A 15296-nucleotide genomic window follows, 5' to 3' on the forward strand; every position below is an offset into this window, starting at 1 on the left:
AAATTAGAATTATTATTCTTGACAGCTCGTCGCGATGGATCATAACCATAATTCTAATTTAGTGATTCATCGGAGGCACCGTGAACCGGGCCTCCGGCGTCAAGAAATCACAAATTGTAAAAGAGGGAGGATTGCCAATGACCTACAGGAAAATTGTGCCCATTCTGCTGGCTGGCGGCGCGTTGATGACGGTGGCGCCCGCATTGGCGCAGACGCAAAAACCCGCCGAACCCGACGCCCGCGAAATCATCGTCACCGCGCAAAACCGCAAGGAAAACGTCCAGAACGTTCCCATCGCCATCTCGGTCGTCACCGGCGCTGCGCTGGCGGCCCAGGGCGTGACCGATTTCACCTCGGTCCAGAAGGTTTCGCCGGCACTCAACATCACCAGCGACACCAACAACACCCGCGTCACTGTGCGCGGCGTCGGTTCGCTGACCAACAATGAGGCGCAGGATCAGTCGATTGCCGTCAACATCGACGGCGAATATCTGAACCGCCCGACCATTCTGAACGCCGCGATTTTCGATATCGACCGTGTTGAAGTGCTGCGTGGCCCGCAAGGCACGCTCTATGGCCGCAATTCTACCGGCGGCGCGGTCAATTTCATCACCCGCAAGCCGGGCGATCACACCGCCGTCAACGGCTCGGTGTCCTATGGCAATTTCAACTCGGTGCTGGTCGATGGCGGCGCGGATCTGGTGCTGAGCGAGGGCGCAGCGGTACGCGTGGCGGGCTTCTATCGCAGCCATGACGGGTATAATTATCACCCCAACACGCCCTTCAGCCCGACCTCGGCCTTTACCCCTTCGACCGCCAATCGTTCGGACACGGACAACACCGGCGGCGGCCGCATCAGCCTGCGTCTGAAGCCGCTCAATGGCCTGACGGTGGACGGCTCGGTCGAGCATGTCGAACAGAACATCATCCCGGCCGCACAAATGTGGACCGACATGACCGCGGCCGGCTACAATCCCGGCACCAGCACCACCTCCTGCGGCAATGGCTGGACTGTTGCGGCGGCGCGCACGGGCGGGGTTTCCTGCGTTCCGGCCAATATCAACGTTCTGGCCGGGCGGGACCGCTCGACCTATAATTCGCCGCTGATCGGTGTGGGCAGCCTGCACCAGATCTCGACCGCTGTGCGCGGGCGGCTGGCCTATGACATGGGCTTTGCCACGCTGACCTACACCGGTGGCTATCGCACCACCAAGAACACCGGGGGCAACACGCTCTCGCCCGCGTTTTATTTCACCAATTTCGGCGGGACGGTGAAAACGAACAGCCACGAATTGCGCCTCAATGGCCTGACCCATGGCGTGCAATGGCAGGGCGGCGTGTTCTATTTCTATGAACAGCTCAATTCGAACGGCGGCCTCTATTCGCCCTTCATCGGCTCGACCGGCTCCTATGTGAACTATTTCCGCCATCCCACCAATACCAAGAGCGTTTCCGCCTTCGGCCAGGCCGAAGTGCCCTTGACCGATACGCTGACCGCCGTGGTCGGCGGGCGTTATACGCAGGATGATCGCGACGCGGCCTTCACCAATTACGCCTTCGCCTTTGGCAGCGGGCCGATCGAACTGACCAACCAGCCCGCGACCACCAGCCCGCTCAAATATTCGGGCAATAAGTTCACCTGGCTGGCGGGCCTGAATTACAAGCCCAATTCGGCCACGCTGATCTACGGCAAGGTTTCGACCGGCTATAAGGCGGGCGGCTTCGACGGCGCGGGCACGGCGTTTCGCCCCGAAACCAACACCGCCTATGAAGGCGGGGCCAAGTTCAAGCTGGGCCGCCATATCCTGAATTTTGCCGGGTTCTATTATGATTACAAGGACCTGCAAAATGACGTGCTGCTCAACCCGGCCATCGGCGCGCAGACCTTCAACGCGGGCAAGGCGCAGATCTATGGTCTGGAAGTGGAATCCACGCTGCGCCTGACCGATAATGACACGATCACCGCATCGGCCAATCTGATGCATGCCAAATACACCGATTTTGTCGCCAGCGTGGCTTCCTATGACATTGGCGCATCCTCGGCCACGCCGCTGACCGCCAATCTCAAGGGCAACCGTTTGCCGCAGACGCCCAATGTGGTGATCACGCTGGGTTATGACCATATCTTCCGCCTTGGCGCGGCGGGCACGCTGACCTTCTCGGCCTTCAGCCGGTATAAGGGCGACTACTATCTCGACTTCTACAATTACGCCTCGGCGCGTCAGGATGCGCGCACGCAGACCGACCTGAGCCTGGAATATAAGCCGCAGAACAAGCGGTTCAGCGTTCAGGCCTTTGTCCGCAATCTAGAGGGTTACCGCTCGCTGGCCTATGCCGGCAACACGGTGGTGCCGGGCGTGGCCAATATCTACAATTTCCAATTCACCCCGCCGCGCACCTATGGCGTCCGGCTGGGCGTGGATTTCTGATCTGAAACATAGGCTTATGGCCTGAATTCTTGGGGTGGCTCCATCGCATGGGGCCACCTCTATTGTTCTAATCCGGAGCATCCCCCTTATGCCCAAGATCCAAAGCCCCATGGCGCGCCGGGAATTTATGGCTGGAATGGCGCTGCTGATGACGGTGGCGCCTTCGCTGGTGCAGGCCAAAATCGCGCCCAGCCCCTATCAGACCTTGCTGCGCGAGGTGGCGCAACTGGTGATCCCGCGCAGCACAACGCCGGGCGCAGGCGAGGTGGGCGTGGGGGCCTTTGTCCTGTTGGCGCTGGCGCATGGGCTGGAGGGGACCAAGGGGTTTGACCATGCGGCATGGCTGAAATCGACGCTGGGCCCCGGTTTTCTGGCGCAGCCTTTGCCCAAACGCCGCGCAGCGCTGGCCGCGCTCGACGCCCGCGCCTTTGCCGGGGACGCGGCGGCCAAGCCGTGGCTGGCGATCAAGCGCTTGATCCTGCTGGGCTATTACACGTCCGAAACCGGCGGCTCGAAAGAGCTGCGCTATGAACATGTGCCGGGCCGCTGGGACCCGGACCTGCCGCTCAAACCCACCGACCGCGCTTTTTCCAGCGACTGGTCGGCCGTGGATTTCGGATAAGAGGAGCGAGGCGATGGATTTCGATGCAATCGTGGTGGGCTCCGGCATTACCGGGGGCTGGGCGGCCAAGGAATTGACCGAGGCGGGCCTGAAAGTGCTGATGATCGAGCGTGGGCGCGAGATCCGGCATCAGCAGGACTATGCCACCGAAATGAAGATGCCATGGGACATGCCGTTCCGGGGCCATGGCGACAGCGACCTGTATGACCGCGAATATGCGGTCCAGCGCCTCAACCGCCATTTTACCGAATTTACCCAGCCCAATTTTGTCAATGACGCGCAAAATCCCTATCAGACCGGCGAAGACACGCGCTTCACCTGGTTCCGCTCCTATCAACTGGGCGGGCGGTCGCTGACTTGGGGGCGGCAATGCTATCGCTGGTCGGACTATGATTTCGGCGCCAACGCGCGCGATGGGCACGGCACCGACTGGCCGATCCGCTATGTCGATATCGCGCCGTGGTATGACAAGGTGGAGAGCTTCATCGGCGTTTCGGGCGCGAAAGAGGGCCTGAAGCAATTGCCCGATGGCCAGTTTCAGCCGCCGATGGGGCTGAACGTGGTTGAAACCCATGTCCGCGCGGAAATCGCCAAGCGCTGGCCTGAACGCTGCCTGACCGTGGGGCGCACTGCGAATATGACCGAGGGCAAGCCGGAGGAAGGCCGCGCGCCTTGCCAGTATCGCTCGCTCTGCGCGCGGGGCTGTTCCTATGGCGCCTATTTCTCGACGCAATCCTCCACGCTGCCCGCGGCGATGAAGACCGGCAATCTGACCGTCATCACCGATGCCGTGGTTGAGGCGCTGGAATACGATCCGGCGACCAAGCGGGTGACCGGCGTGCGATACATCGACGCGAAGAAGCAGCGCCAGACCGTCCGCGCGCGGATCGTGTTCCTGAACGCCGGCGCGTTCAATTCGGTCCACATCCTGCTCAATTCCGCGCCCGGCGGTCTGGCCAACAGCAGCGGCACCTTGGGCACCCATATCATGGACCATGCCAACACCCTGTCGGCCGCCGCGCTCATGCCCGGTTTTGAAACCCGAACCAGTTTCGGCAATCGACCTACCGGGGTCGTCATCCCGCGCTATCGCAACATGGATCAGATGGACGGCGTGGGCCACACGCGCGGCTTTTCCTTTCAGGGCGGCGCGCTGCAAAGCACATGGACCCAGGGCAACCGCATGGAAGGGTTCGGCGCGGAGTATAAGGACAAGCTGCGCCATCCCGGCCCGTGGCGGATGGTGCTGGTGGGCTTTGCCGATTGCGTGCCGCGGGCCAGCAACCGGCTGACGCTGGATCGGACCAAGGTGGATGCCAACGGCCTGCCGCAGCTCAAGATCGATTTCGCCTTTGGCAAAGAGGAACATGCAGCCCTTGCGCAGGCCAAGGCCGAGGCGGCCGAAATGCTGACGGCGGCGGGGGGCAAGGTCATCATGGGCTTTGACCAGCCGGGGCCGGGCGGCACCGCGATCCACGAAATGGGCGGCGCGCGCATGGGACATGATCCCAAGACCAGCGTGCTGAACCAATGGAGCCAGTCGCACGACATCGCCAATCTCTTCGTCACCGATGGCGCGCAAATGGCATCGAGCGCGTGCCAGAATCCCTCGCTCACCTATATGGCGCTGACCGCCCGGGCAGCTCATGCGGCGGTGGGAATGCTGCGCGAGGGGCGGATTTAAGATGCGGAATCCGGCCGAACTTTCGCCCCGGCAAAAGACGCTGGCGCTCATTACCCTGATTACAGCGCTGGTGCTGGAGATTGTCGATATGACGATCGTCAACACCGCGCTGCCCTCGATCAAGGCCAGCCTTGGCGCCGACGCGCGGGCCTCGCAATGGATCGTGGCGGGCTATTCGCTGGCCTTTGCGCTCTTGCTGATGGCGGGGGGGCGGCTGGGCGACTCCTATGGCTATCGGCGGATGTTCGTATTTGGGGTGATCGGCTTCACGCTTTCCTCGGCGGCCTGCGGCATGGCCACGACCGGCACGGGTCTTGTCGCCGCGCGGCTGATGCAGGGGGCGACCGGCGCGATAATGGCGCCGCAATCCATGGCGCTGGTGCAGGTGTTGTTCAGCCCGCTCGAACGTGTCTCGCGCATGGCGATGTTTGGCGTGATCGGCGGGCTGGCGGCGATTGCCGGGCCTATTCTAGGCGGGATGCTGATCGAGGCCAATCTGTTCGAGCTGGGCTGGCGGGCGGTGTTTCTCATCAATCTGCCGGTGGGGATCGGGGCGGTCATCGCCGGGCTGATGCTGTTGCCGGAAGCGCGTTCGGGGCGGCCTGCGGGCTATGATTTTGTCGGCATAGGCCTGTTTGGGCTGGCGATGGCGGCTTTGTTCTGGCCGTTGATCGGGGCGGGCGAGGCGGGGCGAGGGGCGTTCCATTTCGTCACGTTGCTGGCGGCGGCTCCGCTGGGCTGGGCGGCGTGGCGCCATGTCGCGCGGCGGGTGAGGGCGGGCGATTCTGCCCTGTTCGACCCGGCGCTTTTCACCATTCCCACCTTTCGCAAAGGGCTGGCGCTTTCGGTGGTCTTTGCCGCGGCGGGGGCGGGTTTCCTGCTGGTCTTTGCCTTCGCGCTTCAGGCCGAGCGGGGGCAGACGCCGCTGTTCACCGGACTTTTGCATATGCCCTATGGCTTTGGCGCGATGTTCGGCATCGGGGTGATGAGCCGCAATTTCCTGCCTCGCCTTGGTCGCTGGGTGCTGGTGATCGGGGCGGGGCTGATGCTGCCTGCCTGTACGGCGGTGCTCTATGGCGCGACCTTTGCGCAATGGTCCTGGGCGGTGATCGGCGCGCTGCTGGTGCTGTCGGGCGCGGGGATGGGCATGACCAGCGGCTGCATCGGCCCCATCGTCGTTTCGCGGGTCGAGCGCGACCATGCGGGCGCGGCCAGCGCCTTGCTCAAAACCAGCCAGCAATTGGGCAGCGCCTTGGGCGTGGCGCTGGTGGGCAGCCTTTATTTTGCATGGGGTCATGCGTTTCCCGCGCTGGCGGCGGCGGGGGTGATTGATGCGATGCTGGCGATCTGTGTGGTTCTGGCGCTGCGCTTGCCGGCGCGTCTGTTCTGATATTGGAAAGGTTTTTCTATGGCTTACGAAATTTCCGTCAATCTTGAATATATGTTCCACGAAGCGGGCGAGCGGCTGGAGGATCGCATTGCCGCCGCCGCCGCCGCCGGTTTTGCCAAGGCCGAGATGTTCACCACTGCCGGGCGCGATCTGGCCTCGCTGGGCCGGGCGCTGGGCGATCATGGGGTGGCGCTGATCTCGGTGCTGGCCGATCCGCGCACGCGTCTGATCGAGCGCGACACCCATGCCGCTTTCCGCGATCTGTTTCGTCAGGCGGCAGAAGATGCGCTGGTGCTGGGCTGCAACCGCGTGGTGGTGGGGTCGGGGCCGGGCGTGCCCTATATGAAGCGCGCGATGCAATTGGACATCGTGGCCGAGGCGGTCGCGGGCATCGTGCCGATTGCGCAGGAACTGGGCGTGACCGCTATGCTGGAGCCGGTCAACACCCGCGTCGATCATCCCGGCGTTCTGTTCAGCCAGACGATTGACGCGGTGAACGTCATCAAGGCGGTCAATTCGCCCAATGTCCGCCTGCTTTATGATCTCTATCACTCGGTGGTCGAGGGCGAGAATCCCGCCGAGCAAGTGGCGCAGCATATCGGCCTGATTGAGCATGTGCAGATTGCCGATGCGCCGGGCCGGGGCGAGCCGGGTTCGGGCGCGATTGACTGGGCCGCGATGCTGGGCCTGCTGCGCGGGGCCGGTTATGCGGGCGCGATCGGGGTGGAATGCAATCCCACCGTGCCCTCCACGGCGGGCGCGCTTGAATATATCCGGGAACTAGCGGCCTCGATCTGATTTGTAGGGTCAGGACGGGGAGAGGCGCTCATCCGTTAGGGATGGGCGCCTCTTTTCATGTCCGGGCGGTTTGCTGCGATATACGTAAAATTCGCTTTGTCTTTTTCATGTATACGCTTTGGCAAATTGCGATACATTGCGCACACTCAATGCGACTCTTGCCAAAGGTCCGTCCATGACAGCCCATGCCCCATCTGGCCATGATCGTAATCGCCCCGCGAAGGATCTGCTCGAAACGCTGTTTCGCCGCCTGCGCAAACTCGCGCAGGCCACGGGGCGGCCCCCGGCCGCACCATCCGACCCCGAAGCGCTGATTGCGCAATGTCAGGCGCTGCTCGATGAACGCAGCCAGTCCTCGGGCGTCCATCTGGCGGGCGATATCCTGGCTGCCTATGGCGCGCTGGCGGATGAGGACAAGCACCGTTTCCTGAGCGCGCTGGCGCAGGGTTTTGCGCCGGATGCCGAGGCGATCCGGGGCGCGATGGCCGCCTATGATGCCGACCCGTCGCCTTTGTGCATGGCCGCCATTTCGCGCGTGGCCGAAGCCCCGCGTCAGGAAGTGCTGCGTCGCCTCAATCAGGCGCCGATGGCCACCGGGGCGCTGGTCAATATGCGCGCCGATCTGTTGCGCTTCCTGCGCGATGATCCCGGTTTGCGCGTGCTGGATCAGGATCTGTCCCATCTGCTGCGCTCATGGTTCAACCGGGGCTTTCTGGTCATGCGGCGGATCGACTGGTCCAGCCCCGCTGATCTGCTCGAACGTATCATCCGATACGAGGCGGTGCATTCCATCGCCACATGGGACGAATTGCGCGCGCGCCTGCTGCCTTCGGACCGGCGCTGCTATGGCTTCTTCCATCCCGCGCTGGGCGATGAGCCGTTGATCTTTGTCGAGGTGGCTTTGTGCGCCGAGGTGCCCTCCTCGATCCAGTCACTGCTGGCGCAGGGGCGCGACGAGCTGGACCCGGCGCAGGCCAAGGTGGCGGTTTTCTATTCGATCTCCAATTGTCAGGCGGGCCTTGCGGGCATTTCTTTTGGTCAGTTCCTGATCAAACAGGTGGTTGAGGATCTGGGCGCGGAATATCCCGGCCTTGAAACCTATGTCACGCTTTCGCCCATACCCGGCTTTGCGCGCTGGCTGAAAAAGGCGGCGGGCGATGGCGATGAGGCCGCGCAGGCTGCGCTCGAACATGGCCCGATGCATGAATGGCATGCCCATGATCCGCGCCGCGCCGCTTTGATGCGGCTGGGCGCACGCTATCTGGTGGGCGAACGCGATGGGGAAGGGCGCCTGCTCGATTCCGTTGCGCGCTTTCATGTCGGCAATGGCGCAAGGGTCGAGCGCCTGTGCTGGATGGCCGACACCAGCGCGCGGGGGATGGCGCAATCCCACGCGCTGATGGTCAATTATCTGTATGATCTGAAAACGGTGGAGAGCAACCACAATGCCTATGCCCGCCACCGTGTCGTCAATGCCAGCGCGGCGATCAACGGGTTGCTGGCCCCGCCGCGCAAATTATGGCGCGCGGCGGGTGAGGCTTATTTCGCGAAAAGGTCAGCGTAGGTTTCGCGCAGGGCCTTCTTCTGGATCTTGCCCATCGTGTTGCGCGGCAGTTCGGGCAGGAAGATCACCCGGCGCGGTTGCTTGAACCGCGCCAGATCGCCCGCGATGGCACCCAGCACGGCGGCCTCGTCCAGCGCGGCATCGCGCGCCTGCACCACGGCCACCACGCCCTCGCCCATATCCCGATGCGGGATACCGATGACGGCGCTCTCGGCGATGCCGGGAATGGCGTCGATCAGCGCCTCGACTTCGGCGGGATAAACGTTGAAGCCGCCGCAGATGATGAGATCCTTGGCCCGGCCCACGATCGAGACATAGCCGCGATCATCGATCACCCCCAGATCGCCGGTGATGAAAAAGCCGTTTTCGCGCAATTCCTCGGCGGTCTTTTCGGGCAATTGCCAATAGCCCTTGAACACGTTGGGCCCGCGCACCTCGATCACGCCGACCTCGCCCTGGGGCAGGCTCTCGCCGGTTTCCGGATGGGCGATGCGCAATTCGACGCCGGGCAGGGGGAAGCCCACGCTGCCCGGAACCCGGTCGCCCTCATAGGGGTTCGAGGTGTTCATATTGGTTTCGGTCATGCCATAGCGTTCGAGGATGGCATGGCCTGTGCGCGCGGAAAATTCCTTATGCGTTTCGGCCGAAAGCGGGGCCGAGCCTGACACGAACAGGCGCATATGGGCCACCAGTTCGCGGGTGAAATCCGCCTCGCCCAACAGGCGCGAATAGAAGGTGGGCACGCCCATCAGCACAGTGGCGCGCGGCATCAGGCGGATCAATTCGCGCACATCAAATTTGGGCAGCAGGATGATCGCGCTGCCTGCCGTGATGGTGATGTTGGTGGCGACAAACAGGCCGTGCGTGTGGAAAATCGGCAGGGCGTGGAGCAGGACATCGCCCTCGGAAAAGCGCCAGTAATCCTTAAGCGTGGCCGAATTGGAGGCCAGATTGCCCTGCGTCAGCATTGCGCCCTTTGACCGGCCCGTGGTGCCCGAGGTGTAGAGGATCGCGGCAAGATCATCCATCGTGACGGGGTGGATATCGGCTTGCGCGCTCTGCGCATCGGCGCCGACGGGCAGGCTGCCTTCGCCCGGGGTGCCCAGCGTCAAGCGCGCGGCAATGCCCAGATCGGCGCAAAGCGCGGCCATCGCGGCCTCATCCTCGGGGCGATGGATGAACAGGGCGGGCGTGGCGTCCGAGAGGAAGAAGCGAACCTCGGCAGCGGTATAGGCGGTGTTGAGCGGCAGATAGACCGCCCCGATCCGCAAGGAGGCCAGATAGGTCAGCAGCGCATCGGCGCTTTTTTCCACCTGAACCGCGATACGGTCGCCGGGCTTGACGCCGGAGGCGCGGAACAGATTGGCCATCTGCCCGCTGCGCGCGACGGCTTGGGCATAGGTGATCGCGCCGCCATCGGGCAGGATCAGAAAGGGCGCATCGGGCGCGGCGATGCTGCGGTTGAGGAAGATCGAGAAGAGGTCTTGCGCCATGATGTGTCCCTTGAACCGATTTTGGGAATCCGTGAACGCACGCCCATACAACATGGTTGATTGCGGTTCTAGTGTATGCAAGAAGTGGGAATGAGAAAATTATCGCATACACGCGGCGCGATGGCAAACGGGGTGGATCATGTCTGAGGAAGCGCCCAATCTGCTGCTCTCCGAACGCATCCGCATCGCGCTGGCCGATGAGATCACCACCGGGCAACTGGCGCCGGGCAGCGCGCTGGACGAGCAGCAGATCGGCGACCGCTTCGGCGCCTCGCGCACGCCGGTGCGAGAGGCGATCCGGCAATTGTCCGCCGTGGGCCTGGTCGAAATGCGGCCTCGGCGCGGCGCGGTCGTCTCGGGCGTCAGCACCCAGCGCATCATCGACATGTTCGAAATGAGCGCCGAGATCGAGGCCATGTGCGTGCGTCTGGCCACCTATCGCATGAACCCGGTCGAGCGCAGCCGTCTGGCCCAGCTTCACGAGGATTCCGAGGCGATGGTCGCGGCGGGCGATATTGACGCCTATGACCGGATGAACTGGGATTTCCACCAGACGATCTATGAAGGCACCCACAATGCCTTCATCGCCGAACAGGCGCTGGGCCTGCGCGACCGGATGGCGGCCTTTCGGCGCACGCAATTGCGCGGGGGCGGCCGCCCGGCCAAATCGCGGGCCGAGCATGGCGAATTGCTGGCCGCGATCATGCGCGGCGATGGCGAGGAGGCGGCGCGCTGTATGCGCTCGCATATGTTCAACGCCTCGCTGGCGCTGGAAAGATTTACTGCGGGACGCTGAGAATAGCGGCGCTGAAAAATACGGGCGCAGGAGAGGGATGTAATGGCAATCTATGGAACTGCGCTGCTCGCGCTCTGCACGCTGATCGGCGTGGCGCTGGGCGAGGCTTTGGGCATGGCGCTGCATGTAAAGGCCAATGTCGGCGGGGTGGGCATTGCGATGATGCTGCTGATCGCGGCGCGGCTGTGGCTGGCGCGGACGGGGCGGCTGACGCCGGGGCTGAAGCTGGGGGTCGAGTTCTGGGCCTTCATGTATATTCCCATCGTCGTGGCCATGGCGGCGCAGCAAAATGTGCTGGCGGCGCTGGAAGGCGGGCCGATGGCGGTGCTGACCGGCGTGGTTGTCGTGGCGATCTGCTTTGGCCTTGTCGCGCTGCTCAGCCGAACCGCAGGAACCCATCATGATTGAGATCGCCCATAAGGTCATCGCCGATCAGTCGCTGGTGCTCGCCTTTGCGGCGGTCGGCGCGCTGATGTGGATCAGTGCGATGCTCTCGCGCCTGCTGTTTGCCGGTCGCATCCATGCCAGCGCGATTGCGATCATGGCTGCGCTGGCGCTGGCCTGGTATGGCGGTATCATCACCGGGGGCAAGAAGGGGCTGGCCGATGTGCCCGCCTTTGCCGGACTGTTGCTGATGGGCGGGGCGATGCTGCGCGACTTTGCCATTGTCGCCACCGCCTTTGAGGTGGATCCCATCGAGGCGCGCAAGGCGGGCCTGCTGGGCGCCTTTGCACTGCTGCTGGGCACGGTGGTGCCCTTTGCCGTGGGCGCGGGCATCGCGTGGAGTTTCGGCTATCGCGATGCCGTCTCGCTTGCCACTTTGGGCGCGGGGGCGGTCACCTATATCGTCGGGCCGGTGACGGGGGCGGCGCTGGGCGCATCCTCGCCGGTGATGGCGCTCTCCATCGCCACGGGTGTGCTCAAGGCCGTGCTGGTGATGGCCACCACGCCGATGGCTGCGCGCTTCATGGGCCTGAACAATCCGCGCAGCGCGATGATCTTCGGCGGTCTTGCCGGAACGGTCAGCGGCGTGGCAGGGGGCCTTGCCGCCACTGACGAGAAACTGGTGCCCTATGGCGCGCTGACGGCGACGTTCCACACCGGGCTGGGCTGCCTGCTTGCGCCCTCGGTGCTGTTCCTGATCGTCAAGGCTGTGGTTTAGGCCGCAGCATCAAAAGCGCCACCATCCCCAACGCCAGCCCAGCGCCTATTGCCGCGCCGCCAAAAGGCGCGGCATAGGTCGCATGTTGGGCCAGTGCGCCCGCCAGCGGCCCGGTCAGGCACAGCGCCACATCGATGAACAGCGCGAAGGTGCTGAGCGCCGTGCCCCGGCTCTGTTCGGGTACGCGCTCGATCACCAGCACGCCCAGCGCCGGAAACACCATCGCAAAGCCAAAGCCGGTTACCGCCGCCCCGGCAATCGCCAGATGCGCGCTGGGCGCGGCGGCCATGATGGCCAGACCCGCCAGTTCCACCGCGATGAACACCGCCGAGACCGGCAGGCCCCCATGGCGCGCCACGCTGCGCACGAACAACAGGCGCGAGACGATGAAGGCGCAGCCAAAAGCGGTCAGCGCCATCCACGCATCGGCCCAGCCAAAGGCGTTGAAATAAAGCGTGACGAAAGAGGTTATCACCCCAAAGCCGACGGTCGCCATGGCCAGCGCCGCGCCAAAGGGCAGCACGGCGCCAAACACCGTGCGCATCGGCCAGCGCTGGGCGCTCGGCACGCGGGCCGCCGGTTGAGGCCAGACGAAAGCCAGCCCCGCCGCGCCCAGCAGCAGCAGCGCCACGCCCAGCGCCATCACTCCGCCCAGCCCGAAAATCCACACGCCCGCCGGGGCGCCGCCCGCAATCGCGGCATAGGTGGCGATCCCGTTCCACGAGATCATCCGCGCCGATTGATGCGCGCCCAGCTGCATGATGCCCCATGCCATCGCGCTGGTGCTGACCAGACTTTCGCTGAAACCCAGCAGAATGCGTGATGCCATCATCACCGCCATGGCCGCCATCGGTGCGGTGATCCACAGCGCGGCAACGGTCGTGATCCCTGCGCCAAGGCAGCAGACAAAGCCCAGCACGATGGCCCGGCGCGGCCCCGAACGGTCGATCATCGGGCCGACCACGATGCGGCTGAGCACCGTGGCGACATATTGCGCGGAAATGAGAAAACCGGCCACCACCGGGCCAAAGCCCAGTTTCAGCGCCCATCCCGGCAGCACCGCCAAAGGCAGGCCCACCGCGAAATAGGCAAGGCCTGTGCATCCCGCGCAGAGGAAGATGCTGCGCGCTGGGGAATCTGTGGTCATAATCTCCGTTCCGGTTGAGCCTGTCGGGCTTAACCGGACGGTACACGAAACCGAGCGATAATCATCGCCCAAATGACACCGCTAGCCATAGGCGCGCAGGAAAGCATCCACCGCGCCCGTCACCATGGTCTTGGTGTCCAGTTCGGGCTCTGCGCCATAGAGCATCGGATAGAGCGCGCCCGATTCCAGCATGCCCTTGAAATGCATCGCGGCCATCTTCGCGTCCCCTTTGGGCAGGTTGCCCCGCTCCATCACCGCGGCAATATAACCTGCGATTTCTTCCCATCCGCGCTTGGGACCAAGGCGGTAGAGCGTGGCGCCGAGACCGTTATTGGTCCCGCCCTCGGCAATCGCTGTGCGCACACAGCACAGATGCTGAGGCAGCGCGATGAAGTTCACATAGGTCTCGCCAAAGCGCTGCAAGACCTTGCGAACATCGGGTTCGCTGGGGTCCAGCAGGTCGATCATGGCCTGACCCTGTTCCTCCATGGCTTCGATCATGGCGGTGGCGAACAGCTCCTCCTTGGACTGGAAATAGCTGTAAAGAGTAGCTTTTGAACCACCAACACGCGCCGAGATCTGGGCCATGCTGACCCGTCCGAAGCCGACTTCGCGAAACAGGCTTGTGGCCGCTTCCAGAATGCATTGGCGGCGGGAATCAGATTTCTGCCGCATATGTCCCTCTCTTTTCTAAACTGGCCTGTACAGTTTTCTCTTGACGAAGCAAGCAAAATCGATAACTGAACCGTTCAGTATGGTTTTAAAGGTGAGCAAATGAGTCGCTTCCTCCCCCCGGCGTGGCACCCCACAGCAGCCCTGACCCTTTTGGCGGGCAGCCTGCTGGCCACGCCTGCCTTGGGCGCCAACCCCCTCCCATCCCCGGCGCCCAAGGCCCCCCAAACGTTCGCCGCCAGCCAGAGCCTGTCCGATACCCAGGGACAATGGCCGGTCGATGGCTGGTGGCGGGCCTATGGGGACGAGCAGCTCTCGGCGCTGATTGCCGAAGGGATGGAGGGCGCGACCGACCTGCGCGTGGCGCAGGCGCGCTATGCCGCCGCCGCCGCTACGGTTGGCGATGCGCGCGGCGCGCTCATGCCGCGCCTGTCGGGCAATGCCGATGGCGGCTTGGCCAAGCAGAGCTACAACTACCTCTTCCCCGCCGCCTTTGCCCCCAAGGGATGGCGCGAGACCGGTCAGGCCTCGCTCAACCTGAACTGGGAAATCGACTTCTGGGGCAAGAACCGCGCCGCCCTGCGCGCCGCCAAGGCCGATCGCTCGGCCGCCGAGGCCGAGGCCGCCGCCGCCCGTCTGGCGGTTTCGACCGGCATCGCCACCGCCTATGCCGATCTGGCCGCGACCTATGCCGAACAGGATGCCGCGCAAGAGGCCGCCAAGATCCGCGCGCAGACGCTTTCACTGATCGAACAGCGCCGCGATCAGGGGCTGGAGAATGAAGGCGCCGTGGCCCGCGCCCGCGCCAATCTGGCCAGCGCGCAGGGTGATCTGGCTGCGATTGACGAACAGATCGCGCTGGGCCGCCACCGGCTTGCCGCGCTGATCGGGGCAGGGCCGGATCGCGGCCTGTCGATTGCGCGCCCCGCCGTGTCCCATCTGGCCAGCCCCGGATTGCCCGAGAATATTCCGGCGCAATTGCTGGGCCGCCGTCCCGATATGGTCGCCGCGCGCGCCCGTGCCGAGGCCGCCGGGGAACGCATCAAGGTTGCCCGCGCCGCTTTCTATCCCAATATCAACCTGTCGGCGCTGATCGGCCTGCAATCTTTGGGCCTGTCCAATCTGGTCAAATCCGGTTCGGAATATGGCTCGGTCGGCCCGGCCGTCACCTTGCCGATCTTTGACGGCGGGCGTCTGGTGGCGCGCAAGCGCGGGGCGCAGGCCGATTATGCGGTGGCCGTCGCGCAATATGACGGCACGCTGGTCCATGCGCTTCAGGAAATTGCCGATGCCGCCACCAGCCGTCAGGAACTGACCCGCCGCCTTTCCAGCGCGCAGGCCGCGCAGGCCGCCGCCCAATCGGCGTGGGATGTCGCCAACAACCGCTATCGCGGCGGATTGGCCACGGTGCTCGATGTGCTGGTGGCCGAAGATTCACTGATTGCCGCGCGCCGTGCCACGGCTGCCCTCAAAACACGTGCTTTCGCCCTGGATGTCGCGCTGGTGCGCGCGCTGGGCGGCGGCTTTCAGGCTTAAGGA

At 64.0% G+C, this 15296-nt stretch carries 13 protein-coding genes; 10 read left to right on the top strand and 3 right to left on the bottom strand.

Translation table 11 applies throughout. The annotated features are described in order from the left end of the window. Positions 1–137: 137 nt before the first annotated feature. The 6 genes from GGR38_RS04875 (at position 138) to GGR38_RS04900 (ending at position 8487) form a co-directional block, all read left to right on the top strand. Positions 138–2429: a TonB-dependent receptor gene (locus GGR38_RS04875; RefSeq protein WP_183623272.1), complete on the top strand. Its 2292-nt coding sequence runs from the start codon at positions 138–140 to the stop codon at positions 2427–2429. 88 nt (positions 2430–2517) lie between these two features. Beyond that, positions 2518–3051 (top strand): gluconate 2-dehydrogenase subunit 3 family protein, encoded by a 534-nt coding sequence (locus tag GGR38_RS04880; RefSeq protein ID WP_183623274.1) that lies wholly within the window; start codon positions 2518–2520, stop codon positions 3049–3051. Positions 3052–3064: 13 nt separating this feature from the next. Then, complete coding sequence (locus tag GGR38_RS04885) at positions 3065–4735, top strand: GMC oxidoreductase (protein WP_183623276.1); 1671 nt, start codon at positions 3065–3067, stop codon at positions 4733–4735. Position 4736: 1 nt separating this feature from the next. Continuing rightward, positions 4737–6125, top strand: coding sequence for an MFS transporter (locus GGR38_RS04890; RefSeq protein WP_183623278.1), 1389 nt, complete (start codon positions 4737–4739; stop codon positions 6123–6125). Between the two features lie 18 nt (positions 6126–6143). After that, positions 6144–6923: a TIM barrel protein gene (locus tag GGR38_RS04895; protein WP_183623280.1), complete on the top strand. Its 780-nt coding sequence runs from the start codon at positions 6144–6146 to the stop codon at positions 6921–6923. Between the two features lie 175 nt (positions 6924–7098). Beyond that, on the top strand, positions 7099–8487 hold the full coding sequence (locus GGR38_RS04900; protein WP_183623282.1) for a malonyl-CoA decarboxylase: 1389 nt from the start codon (positions 7099–7101) through the stop codon (positions 8485–8487). Here GGR38_RS04900 and GGR38_RS04905 read toward each other — a convergent pair. Continuing rightward, positions 8463–9980: a malonate--CoA ligase gene (locus GGR38_RS04905; RefSeq protein WP_183623284.1), complete on the bottom strand. Its 1518-nt coding sequence runs from the start codon at positions 9978–9980 to the stop codon at positions 8463–8465. The two genes, GGR38_RS04900 and GGR38_RS04905, sit on opposite strands and share 25 nt — an antisense overlap. A 139-nt stretch (positions 9981–10119) precedes the next feature. On the opposite strand from GGR38_RS04905, the gene GGR38_RS04910 reads away from it, so the two are divergent. From GGR38_RS04910 to madM, 3 genes are read left to right on the top strand one after another with little or no spacing between them, the layout of a single operon-like run. Next, complete coding sequence (locus GGR38_RS04910) at positions 10120–10776, top strand: GntR family transcriptional regulator (protein ID WP_183623286.1); 657 nt, start codon at positions 10120–10122, stop codon at positions 10774–10776. 42 nt (positions 10777–10818) lie between these two features. Next, on the top strand, positions 10819–11184 hold the full coding sequence (gene madL, locus GGR38_RS04915; RefSeq protein ID WP_183623288.1) for a malonate transporter subunit MadL: 366 nt from the start codon (positions 10819–10821) through the stop codon (positions 11182–11184). Beyond that, positions 11177–11938, top strand: coding sequence for a malonate transporter subunit MadM (madM, locus tag GGR38_RS04920; protein WP_183623289.1), 762 nt, complete (start codon positions 11177–11179; stop codon positions 11936–11938). Before madL ends, madM begins: the two co-directional genes overlap by 8 nt. Here the strand turns inward: madM and GGR38_RS04925 are convergent. Together GGR38_RS04925 and GGR38_RS04930 are read right to left on the bottom strand one after the other, a co-directional pair. Continuing rightward, entirely contained in the window at positions 11922–13085 is a 1164-nt protein-coding gene (locus GGR38_RS04925) for an MFS transporter (protein WP_183623291.1), read from the bottom strand. The two genes, madM and GGR38_RS04925, sit on opposite strands and share 17 nt — an antisense overlap. Before the next feature lie 81 nt (positions 13086–13166). After that, complete coding sequence (locus tag GGR38_RS04930; protein WP_183623292.1) at positions 13167–13760, bottom strand: TetR/AcrR family transcriptional regulator; 594 nt, start codon at positions 13758–13760, stop codon at positions 13167–13169. Between the two features lie 99 nt (positions 13761–13859). Here GGR38_RS04930 and GGR38_RS04935 point away from each other — a divergent pair, with 99 nt between their 5' ends. Then, positions 13860–15293, top strand: coding sequence for an efflux transporter outer membrane subunit (locus tag GGR38_RS04935; protein WP_183623293.1), 1434 nt, complete (start codon positions 13860–13862; stop codon positions 15291–15293). The last annotated feature ends 3 nt before the right edge of the window (positions 15294–15296 follow it).

It is taken from the genome of Novosphingobium sediminicola, from assembly GCF_014196525.1.
Lineage (GTDB): Bacteria > Pseudomonadota > Alphaproteobacteria > Sphingomonadales > Sphingomonadaceae > Novosphingobium > Novosphingobium sediminicola.

Bases quoted from the DNA above. Each gene is read 5' to 3' on its own strand.
- GGR38_RS04875 (WP_183623272.1), top strand. From the start codon at position 138: ATGACCTACAGGAAAATTGTGCCCATTCTGCTGGCTGGCGGCGCGTTG.
- GGR38_RS04880 (WP_183623274.1), top strand. From the start codon at position 2,518: ATGCCCAAGATCCAAAGCCCCATGGCGCGCCGGGAATTTATGGCTGGA.
- GGR38_RS04885 (WP_183623276.1), top strand. From the start codon at position 3,065: ATGGATTTCGATGCAATCGTGGTGGGCTCCGGCATTACCGGGGGCTGG.
- GGR38_RS04890 (WP_183623278.1), top strand. From the start codon at position 4,737: ATGCGGAATCCGGCCGAACTTTCGCCCCGGCAAAAGACGCTGGCGCTC.
- GGR38_RS04895 (WP_183623280.1), top strand. From the start codon at position 6,144: ATGGCTTACGAAATTTCCGTCAATCTTGAATATATGTTCCACGAAGCG.
- GGR38_RS04900 (WP_183623282.1), top strand. From the start codon at position 7,099: ATGACAGCCCATGCCCCATCTGGCCATGATCGTAATCGCCCCGCGAAG.
- GGR38_RS04905 (WP_183623284.1), bottom strand. From the start codon at position 9,980: ATGGCGCAAGACCTCTTCTCGATCTTCCTCAACCGCAGCATCGCCGCG.
- GGR38_RS04910 (WP_183623286.1), top strand. From the start codon at position 10,120: ATGTCTGAGGAAGCGCCCAATCTGCTGCTCTCCGAACGCATCCGCATC.
- madL (WP_183623288.1), top strand. From the start codon at position 10,819: ATGGCAATCTATGGAACTGCGCTGCTCGCGCTCTGCACGCTGATCGGC.
- madM (WP_183623289.1), top strand. From the start codon at position 11,177: ATGATTGAGATCGCCCATAAGGTCATCGCCGATCAGTCGCTGGTGCTC.
- GGR38_RS04925 (WP_183623291.1), bottom strand. From the start codon at position 13,085: ATGACCACAGATTCCCCAGCGCGCAGCATCTTCCTCTGCGCGGGATGC.
- GGR38_RS04930 (WP_183623292.1), bottom strand. From the start codon at position 13,760: ATGCGGCAGAAATCTGATTCCCGCCGCCAATGCATTCTGGAAGCGGCC.
- GGR38_RS04935 (WP_183623293.1), top strand. From the start codon at position 13,860: ATGAGTCGCTTCCTCCCCCCGGCGTGGCACCCCACAGCAGCCCTGACC.